The following is an 8,757-nucleotide window of genomic DNA, read 5'->3' on the forward strand; positions in this document are numbered from 1 at the left end:
TCGCCGTACATCTGGCGGCCGGCAAACGCGACCCCACCTATGTCAGGCAAGCGCAGGCTGAACCGGCGCGGCCGGTACGCAGACTAATAAGCGTGCGCCCGGGCGCGATCGTGCCGGGCTTTGGGAGGATTTATGACCGGGTTCGACATATTCGCCATTGCGCTGATGCTGTTGGTTGTTTTCACGCTGTTCGCCGGCATCAAGACGGTGCCGCAGGGTTATGACTGGACCATCGAACGGTTCGGCAAATACACCCGCACGCTGGAGCCGGGGCTCAACCTCATCATCCCCTATTTCGACCGCGTCGGGCGCAAGATGAACATGATGGAGCAGGTCATCAACATTCCCGAGCAGGAGGTGATCACCAAGGACAACGCCACCGTCACCGTCGACGGCGTCGCGTTCTTCCAGGTGTTCGACGCGGCGAAAGCGAGCTACGAGGTGTCCAACCTCAACCAGGCGATCATCGTCTTGACCATGACCAACATCCGCTCGGTGATGGGGGCGATGGACCTCGACCAGGTGCTGTCGCATCGCGACGAGATCAACGAACGCCTGCTGCGCGTGGTCGACGCCGCGGTGTCGCCGTGGGGCCTGAAGGTCAACCGCATCGAGATCAAGGACATCGTGCCGCCCGCCGATCTCGTCGAGGCGATGGGACGCCAGATGAAGGCCGAACGCGTCAAGCGCGCCGACATCCTGCAGGCCGAGGGCCAGCGGCAATCGGAAATCCTGCGTGCGGAAGGCGCCAAGCAGGGCCAGATCCTGCAGGCCGAAGGCCGAAAAGAAGCAGCCTTCCGCGATGCCGAGGCGCGCGAGCGCTCGGCTGAGGCCGAAGCCAAGGCGACGCAGATGGTCTCGGAAGCCATCGCCAAAGGCGACGTCGCCGCGCTGAACTATTTCATCGCCGACAAATACATCAAGGCGTTCGGGCAATTGGCGGACTCGCCGAACCAGAAGATCATCATGCTGCCGATCGAGGCCGTCAGCATTCTGGGATCGCTGGCCGGCATTGGCGAGATCGCGAAAGCTACCTTTGGCGAAAGCGCGGCGTCGGCTGCGGCCGCCGCGCGGCGTGCTTCGGTGCCGAGCACAGGCACCGTTCCGCCGGTACCGCCGCCGGCAGTGTGACGCAAAAAGGGGGCGTGAGATGAGTGAGATGTTCGTGACACTCGGCACCTGGAACTGGCTGATCTTCGGCGTCATCCTGATGGCGCTGGAGTTGCTCGCGCCGGGCGTGTTCCTGTTCTGGCTCGGGCTCGCCGCGTTGCTGGTCGGGCTGCTGTCGTTTGCGATCCATCCGTCGTGGGAGATGCAGATCCTGATGTTTGCGATTTTCGCAGCCTGCGCGGTGCCGCTGTGGCGGCGCATCGCGCGAAGCAGCAGCGCGGTCAGCCGAAGCAATCCGTTCCTCAACCGGCGCGCCGACGCGTTGGTCGGCCGCGTGTTCACGCTGGAGCGGCCGATCATCGACGGCTCCGGGACGGTCAAGATCGACGACACCGTCTGGCGCGTCGCCGGCCCCGACACGCCGGCCGGCAGCCGGGTCAAGATCGTGCAGGCCGACGGCGCCAGCCTGACGGTGGCGGCGGCATAATTGCGAAGCGGCGAGCGTTCGATTCACCTCGCCCCGCTTGCGGGGAGAGGTCGGCGCGCAGCGCCGGGTGAGGGGGACTCTCCGCGAGTCCCGATGTCGAGACAGCCCCTCACCCCAACCCTCTCCCCGCAAGGGCGGGGCGAGGGGGAAGAAGCAGCCGTCGTCGCTTGCTCGTCACCGCTTGCTCCAGCGTTCGGCAAAACGATGCAGCGGCAGGAAGGTGTCTTCCAATTCCCGGCCTGTCGCCGTCAGGCCATAGCCGCCGGAGGGATGCAGCTCGACAAAACCCGCCTCGCGCAGTTCCGACAGCCGCGCCTGCAGCACGGTCGGCGAAGCCTCGTCGCAGGCCGCGCGCAAGCGCCGCGAGGTCAGCGGCTCGCCTCGCAGTTCCCACAGGATGCGCAAGGACCAGCGCCGGCCCAGGAGGTCGAGCAGCACCATGATCGGGCGGCCGGTTTTCGAGCCGCGCACGGCGCGTTTTTTCACGGCTGGTATCCTTTTCGGCATCGAAGTTCCCATTGGCAAGCGTGCTACAGATAATGTAGCGTGACGCTACGTATATTGTAGCACGGGAGTCCGTCATGTCACGCATCGCGCCGCTGGAGCCGCCTTATGCCCCTGACATCCGGGAGCAGTTCGACCGCATCATGCGCGGCGCGCCGCCGCTGGTGCTGTTTCGCGTCATGGCCGGCAACGCGCGGGCATGGGAGAAATTCCGCGCCGGCAGCCTGCTCGATCGTGGGCCGCTCAGCTTGCGCGAGCGCGAGATCGTGATCGACCGCACCTGCGCGCGGACCGGTTGCGAGTACGAATGGGGCGTGCATGTCAGGGCCTTCGCCGCCGCCGCGCAGCTGACCGAGGAGCAGGTCCGCGCCACGGTAAAGGGCGCGGCCGACGCATCATGCTGGTCGGCGGCCGAACAGGCGCTGATCGCGACCGTCGACGCGCTGCACGCCCGCGCCACGCTCAGCGACGCCGAATTCAAGACGCTGTCGGCGCATTACGACGAGGCGAAGATTTTCGAAATCATCCTGCTCTGCGGCTTCTATCGCACCGTGTCGTATCTGGCGAACGGGCTCGACCTGCCGCTGGAGGCGACGGCGGCGCGGTTTCCGACGTGACCGTCATTGCGAGCGCAGCGAAGCAATCCATACTTCCTTGCGGCGCGATGGATTGCTTCGCTGCGCTCGCAATGACGGCGGAAGGACCGCGCCCTACGCCACGCCCGCCCGCAGCACGTCGTGGACATGGACGATGCCGACCGGCTTGCTGCCTTCAGCGACGATCAGCACCGACACCGCGGGTCGCGAGGAATCGACGCTCTCGCGCATGATCTCGGTGGCGAGCATGCCCGGCGCGATGGTCTTGGGATTCTTCGTCATCACCTCCTCGACCAGGGCCGTCATCAGGTCGGGCCGCATGTGGCGGCGCAAGTCGCCGTCGGTGATGATGCCGGCGATCTCGCCGGCGCGATCGACGATGCAGACGCAGCCGAATCCCTTGGCCGACATCTCCACCAGTGCGTCCGACATTCTGGTGCCGAGCGGTTTGATGGGCATCGCATCGCCGGTGTGCATGATGTCGCGGACGAATTTCAGCATCGCGCCGAGCTTGCCGCCGGGATGGAAATTGGCGAACTCGAGCGCGGTAAAACCGCGGCCTTCGAGCAGCGCAATGGCGAGCGCGTCGCCGATCGCGGCCTGCATCAAGGACGAGGTGGTCGGCGCCAGATTGTGCGGACAGGCCTCGCGCGCCTTCGGCAGCTCCAGCACGATTTGGGCGGCTTCGCCGAGCGGGGAGGCCGCGTTCGACGTCACCGCGATCATCGGGATCGCAAAACGCCTGGCATAGCTCACGAGGTTCTTCATCTCCGGCTGCTCGCCGGACCACGACAGCGCGATGATGACGTCGTCGGGCGTGATCATGCCGAGATCGCCGTGGCTGGCTTCCGCCGCATGCACGAAGAAGGCGGGCGTGCCGGTAGAGGCCAGCGTCGCCGCGATCTTGCGCGCGACATGGCCTGATTTGCCGAGCCCGGTGACGATGACGCGGCCCTTGGCCTTGCGGATGGTATCGACGGCTTCGGCAAATGCCGGCCCGAGCGGGCCCTGCAGGGCGGCCGCGATCGCGCTGATGCCGCTGCCGCCGGCCTCCAGGGTACGCAGCGCGGATTGGACGGCGGCGTTCGCTTCTGATGCGGATGAGGATGTCATCAGCGGACTAGACTTGGCCATGAAGGTTTCCCGCAAGGCGGGGAAAGCTGTTTTTCGCCGCGGCCCCTCCTTAGCACGGCCGGTTTTGCGATGCGACGCGGCGGCGGGGCGTTCTCAACGGGTCATTAACCATAATTGTTTTAACTCCATTAACGACGTTTTTCGCTCCGTCTCGTCGCGTGGGTGGAACCCGATCGTCAAGCGTATGAATTCGCTGGAGTATTTTCATTGTGATGGCGGGTCCAGCAAGGGGCCGGAGCGGGCGCGTGAAGGTTTGGCGCGCAGCCTTGCCGTGCCTCGCGCTGATCGCCTTCGCATCCAGCCGCACCCAGGCCCAGACCCTGACGCCGGACATGTTCCGCCCCGTCCGCGCGAGCTCTATTCTGCCGCAGGATTTGCCGCTGCGTAAAGCGGGCGACAACGCCGCCGATCCCACCGACCCGACCGATGCCACCGGGCTGCGCGACAACGACAAGCCGGCGCCGTCGCGGATCGGCCAGATCCCCACCTATGGCCTGCCGCCCGCCAATGGCGCCGCCGACACCGGCTTCGATTCGCTGAACCGCACGCGCAAGAAGCCAAAGCTCTATCCGGGCCAGCCCAAGCCGAAACCGTCGCCGGGTCCCGGCACGCCGGCGCCGACGGCTGCGACGAACCCTGCGATTTCGAACGGCCGGGTGCGGCTGGCGATCCCCCCGTCGGAGACCGCCAACAAGCCGCCGATCCCGCCGTCGATGGCCGGCACGGCGGACGGCCAGCCGCCGCGCAAGCGGCTCAAGGTCGACGACGATCCGTTCGGCGCGGTCGGCGATTATGCCGGCAGCTTTCTGGTCAAATCCGCGGTCGAACTGTCCGGCGGCTACGACAGCAATCCCGGCCGGCTTCCCGAACAACATGGCCTGCCGTTCTATGTCGTAGCGCCGGAGTTTCTCGCCGTCTCCGACTGGGACCGCCACGCGCTGGTCGCCGATCTGCGCGGCTCCTTCACCGGCTATGGCGGCAACCTGCCGGCAACCGTCGACGGCGGCGTCTCGCCGGCGCCGACCAATGTCCAGCGCCCGGATTTCGTCGGCCATGTCGATGGCCGTCTCGATGTCTCCAGGGATACCGACATCACTGCGCAGCTGCGGCTGGGGGTCGCCACCGACAATCCCGGCAGCCCAAACATCCAGGCCGGACTGGCGTCGTATCCCATCTACACCACGGTCGGCACCACCCTGGGCTTCGACCAGAGATTCAACCGCCTGCAGGTTTCCGCTGGCGGCACGGTCGACCGCACCGCCTATGGCAACTCGACCCTGACCGACGGCTCGACCGCCAGCAACGACGACCGCAATTTCAACCAATATGGCGGAGTGGGGCGCGTCTCCTACGAGCTGACGCCGGCCATAAAACCCTTCGTCGAGGTCGAGGGCGACACCCGCGTGCACGATTTGCAATTCGACCGCAACGGCTACGAGCGCGATTCCGACGGCGGCTATGCCAAGGCCGGCACGTCGTTCGAATTCACCCGGCTGTTGATCGGCCAGATCTCGATCGGCTACGCCGCGCGCGACTATGTCGATCCGCGGCTCGACCGCCTGCAGGGCCTCTTGACCTCGGCCTCGCTGACCTGGAACGCGACGCCGCTGACCACCGCCAAATTCTACTCCGACACCCAGATCGCCGAGACCACGCTGCCCGGCGCGTCCGGCGTGCTGGTGCACACCTACACGATCGAGGCCGATCACGACTTCCGGCGCTGGCTGACGGCGATCGGCAAGTTCACCTACGGCACCCTCGACTACCAGGGCTTTGGTCGCAACGACAAGACCTACTCGGTCGAGGGCGACCTGATCTACAAGATGACCCAAAACCTCTGGATCAAGGGCACGCTGCGGCACGACATTCTCGACTCCAACATTCCGCTGTCGAGTTCGCAGTCAACGGTGGTGATGCTGGGCGTAAGGTTGCAGAACTAACGTCCCGTCATTGCCGGGCTTGACCCGGCAATCCATCGTCTTCGAAAAGCGCTTCCTGTGAAGAGCGATGGATACGCGGGTCAAGCCCGCGTATGACAACATGCGAAGTGGTGGCACATTGCACCCCACTCCCGGCAGTTCTATACAAAAACAAAAAGCTTATGGGGAGGCCAGCATGCGCGCCAACAGGTTGTCCACGGCCTGCGTCATCGCACTGGCCATCGCTCTCGCAACTCCCGCCGCCGCGCAGAAACCGGGCGGCACGCTAAAACTCTATCACAACGACAATCCGCCGAGCACCTCGCTGCTGGAGGAATCGACCATCGCCTCGGTGACGCCGTTCTCGGCCGTGTTCAACAATCTCGTGATGTTCGATCCCGCCAAGCCGCACGAGAGCATCGATACCGTGATCCCGGATCTGGCGGAAAGCTGGTCGTGGGATTCCACCAACACCAAGCTGACCTTCAAGCTCAGGCCAGGCGTGAAATGGCATGACGGCATGCCGTTCACCGCTAAGGATGTGCAATGCACCTGGCGGATGCTGATCGGCAAAAGCGGAACGCAGGATTTTCATCGCAACCCGCGAAAAGTCTGGTACTCGAAATTGCAGGACGTCAGCATCAACGGCGACTATGAGGCGACCTTCGAATTGAGCGAGCCGCAGCCGAGCCTGCCGGTACTGCTCGCAAGCTCGTTCTCCGCCGTCTATCCCTGCCATGTGCCGCAGGCTGTGATGCGCACGAAGCCGGTCGGCACCGGACCGTTCAAACTGGTCGAATTCAACCGCGGCGCCTCGATCAGGCTGGTGCGCAATCCCGACTACTGGAAAAAAGACCGTCCCTATCTCGACGAGATCACGTTCCGCGTGGTCGACAGCCGTGCCACGCGGCTACTGGGTTTCGAGACCGGTGAATTCGACATCACCTTCCCTTCTGACGTGAGCGTGCCCTTGATGAAGGACATCAAGGCGCAGGCGCCGAACGCGATCTGCGAGATGGTGCCGACGGGAACGCAGATCAACTTGTTGGTCAACCGCGTCAATCCGCCGTTCGACAATCCGGATATCCGCAAAGCCATGTCGCTCGCGATCGATCGTAAGCCGTTCAACACGATCCTGATGGAGGGCAAGGCGCTGATAGGCGGGGCCATGCTGCCAAAACCGGTCGGCGAATGGGGCATGCCGCCGGAGATGGTGTCGCAGCTTGCGGGCTATGGTCCCGACACGGCTCAGAACATCGCGCAGGCGCAGGGTATCATGCAAAAACTCGGCTACAGCGATGCGAAACCGCTTGTCATCAAGATCCAGACCCGGAACCTGCCGACCTACCGCGAGCCGGCGGTGATCCTCGCCGACCAGCTGAAGAAGATCTACATCTCGGGCGAACTGGACATCCTGGAAACGCCGCAATGGTACGCGCGGCTGGCGCGCAAGGACTACACCATCGGGCTGAACGTGACCGGCGTCAGCGTCGACGATCCCGACGGCAATCTGGTCGAGAATTATTCATGCAAGTCGGAGCGCAACTACACGCAGTACTGCAACCCCGAGGTGGACAGGCTGCTGGCGGCGCAATCGCGCGAACTCGACAGGGACAAGCGCAGGCAGATCGTCTGGGAGATCGAGCGCATCCTGGTCGACGACGCGGCCCGTCCGGTCGTCCTCTCCAGCGTCGCGGTCAATTGCTGGCAGCCCTATGTCAGGGGTTACACCCCGCACGACAACAGCCAGTACAATGCCCTGCGGTTCGAGGATGTGTGGCTGGATAGGTAGGGGTGGATTGCTGCGCGGCGGTCTCAGTTGTGAACCACCGCCGTCATACGCGGGCTTGACCCGCGTATCCATCTTTCTTCACAAGAGTCTTGCGAAGGGAGATGGATTGCCGGGTCAAGCCCCGGCAATGACGAGTGGTCACCGCGGCAAGTTCGTCGTGCCCATCAGGAACTGGTCGATCGCGCGCGCGCACAGCCTTCCCTCGCGGATCGCCCACACCACCAATGACTGGCCGCGGCGCATGTCGCCGGCGGAGAACACGTTGGGGCGCGAGGTCTGGTACTCCGAGGTGTTGGCGCGGACGTTGCCGCGCTGGTCGAGCTCGACGCCGAGCGTCTTCAACAGGCCCTCATGCACCGGATGGACGAAACCCATGGCGAGCAGCACCAGCTGCGCGTCGAGTTCGAATTCGGTGCCCGGGATCGGCTTGAACTTTTCGTCGACCTGCACGCAATGCAGCTTGGCGACCTTGCCGTCTTCCCCTGAGAAGCGCTGCGTCAGCACGGCGTATTCGCGCTTGGCGCCTTCGGCCTGGCTCGAGGAGGTGCGCATCTTGAGCGGCCAGTTCGGCCAGGTCAGGCCCTTGTTCTCATGCTCGGGCGGCGCCGGCATGATTTCGAGCTGGGTCACTGACTTGGCGCCTTGCCGGAACGAGGTGCCGATGCAGTCCGAGCCGGTGTCGCCGCCGCCGATCACGACGACATGTTTTCCCCGCGCGGTAATCGTTCCCTCCGGCGCGGCGCGAGGCTCGTCATCGCCGGCGCCGCGCTTGTTCTGCTGGGTGAGAAAATCCATCGCGTAATGAATGCCATCCAGCTCGCGGCCGGGAATGTCCAGGTTGCGCGGCCATTCCGCGCCGCCGGCGAGCACCACCGCGTCGTGCTCGGCGAGCAGCGTCTGGATCGGCAGCGCGGTGCCGACTTCGATCCCGACGTGGAAAGAAACCCCCTCCGCCGCCATCTGGGTAACGCGGCGATCGACGTGGGACTTTTCCATTTTGAAGTCGGGAATGCCGTAGCGCAGCAGCCCACCGATGCGGTCATCCCGCTCGTAGACGGCGACCGTGTGACCGGCGCGAGTGAGCTGTTGTGCGGCCGCGAGCCCCGCCGGGCCAGAGCCGACAACAGCGACGGTCTTGCCCGTCAACCGCTCCGGCGGGTGGGGTGTGACCCACCCGTTTGCAAACGCCTGGTCGATGATCGACACCTCGACCTG

Annotated in this window: 8 protein-coding genes; 5 read left to right on the plus strand and 3 right to left on the minus strand. The window is 64.7% G+C overall.

Features of this window, described 5'->3' with window-relative positions; genetic code table 11:
• Positions 1 to 132: 132 nt before the first annotated feature.
• Together VK804_RS24505 and VK804_RS24510 are read left to right on the plus strand one after the other, a co-directional pair.
• The gene (locus tag VK804_RS24505; RefSeq protein WP_325375036.1) at positions 133 to 1,131 is read left to right on the plus strand and encodes an SPFH domain-containing protein; all 999 of its coding nucleotides are present in this window, start codon (positions 133 to 135) and stop codon (positions 1,129 to 1,131) included.
• Between the two features lie 19 nt (positions 1,132 to 1,150).
• Positions 1,151 to 1,597, plus strand: a complete 447-nt coding sequence (locus tag VK804_RS24510; RefSeq protein ID WP_325375037.1) for an NfeD family protein — start codon at positions 1,151 to 1,153, stop codon at positions 1,595 to 1,597.
• Positions 1,598 to 1,771: 174 nt separating this feature from the next.
• On the opposite strand, the gene VK804_RS24515 is transcribed toward VK804_RS24510, so the two are convergent.
• The gene (locus VK804_RS24515; RefSeq protein ID WP_325375038.1) at positions 1,772 to 2,104 is read right to left on the minus strand and encodes a helix-turn-helix domain-containing protein; all 333 of its coding nucleotides are present in this window, start codon (positions 2,102 to 2,104) and stop codon (positions 1,772 to 1,774) included.
• A gap of 74 nt (positions 2,105 to 2,178) precedes the next feature.
• Between VK804_RS24515 and VK804_RS24520 the strand changes: the two genes are divergently transcribed.
• Positions 2,179 to 2,718 (plus strand): carboxymuconolactone decarboxylase family protein, encoded by a 540-nt coding sequence (locus VK804_RS24520; RefSeq protein WP_325375040.1) that lies wholly within the window; start codon positions 2,179 to 2,181, stop codon positions 2,716 to 2,718.
• 93 nt (positions 2,719 to 2,811) lie between these two features.
• On the opposite strand, the gene VK804_RS24525 is transcribed toward VK804_RS24520, so the two are convergent.
• The gene (locus VK804_RS24525) at positions 2,812 to 3,831 is read right to left on the minus strand and encodes a KpsF/GutQ family sugar-phosphate isomerase (protein WP_325375041.1); all 1,020 of its coding nucleotides are present in this window, start codon (positions 3,829 to 3,831) and stop codon (positions 2,812 to 2,814) included.
• Positions 3,832 to 4,043: 212 nt separating this feature from the next.
• Between VK804_RS24525 and VK804_RS24530 the strand changes: the two genes are divergently transcribed.
• Together VK804_RS24530 and VK804_RS24535 are read left to right on the plus strand one after the other, a co-directional pair.
• The gene (locus tag VK804_RS24530) at positions 4,044 to 5,771 is read left to right on the plus strand and encodes an outer membrane beta-barrel protein (protein ID WP_325375043.1); all 1,728 of its coding nucleotides are present in this window, start codon (positions 4,044 to 4,046) and stop codon (positions 5,769 to 5,771) included.
• A gap of 175 nt (positions 5,772 to 5,946) precedes the next feature.
• Complete coding sequence (locus tag VK804_RS24535) at positions 5,947 to 7,542, plus strand: ABC transporter substrate-binding protein (protein ID WP_325375045.1); 1,596 nt, start codon at positions 5,947 to 5,949, stop codon at positions 7,540 to 7,542.
• 138 nt (positions 7,543 to 7,680) lie between these two features.
• Here VK804_RS24535 and VK804_RS24540 read toward each other — a convergent pair.
• Positions 7,681 to 8,757, minus strand: a 1,077-nt coding sequence (locus tag VK804_RS24540) for a glutamate synthase subunit beta (RefSeq protein ID WP_325375047.1), incomplete at its 5' end; no start/stop codon positions are given.

Source organism: Bradyrhizobium sp. (assembly GCF_035484855.1).
Classification (GTDB): Bacteria; Pseudomonadota; Alphaproteobacteria; order Rhizobiales; family Xanthobacteraceae; genus Bradyrhizobium.

Bases quoted from the DNA above. Each gene is read 5' to 3' on its own strand.
- VK804_RS24505 (WP_325375036.1), top strand. From the start codon at position 133: ATGACCGGGTTCGACATATTCGCCATTGCGCTGATGCTGTTGGTTGTT.
- VK804_RS24510 (WP_325375037.1), top strand. From the start codon at position 1,151: ATGAGTGAGATGTTCGTGACACTCGGCACCTGGAACTGGCTGATCTTC.
- VK804_RS24515 (WP_325375038.1), bottom strand. From the start codon at position 2,104: ATGCCGAAAAGGATACCAGCCGTGAAAAAACGCGCCGTGCGCGGCTCG.
- VK804_RS24520 (WP_325375040.1), top strand. From the start codon at position 2,179: ATGTCACGCATCGCGCCGCTGGAGCCGCCTTATGCCCCTGACATCCGG.
- VK804_RS24525 (WP_325375041.1), bottom strand. From the start codon at position 3,831: ATGGCCAAGTCTAGTCCGCTGATGACATCCTCATCCGCATCAGAAGCG.
- VK804_RS24530 (WP_325375043.1), top strand. From the start codon at position 4,044: ATGGCGGGTCCAGCAAGGGGCCGGAGCGGGCGCGTGAAGGTTTGGCGC.
- VK804_RS24535 (WP_325375045.1), top strand. From the start codon at position 5,947: ATGCGCGCCAACAGGTTGTCCACGGCCTGCGTCATCGCACTGGCCATC.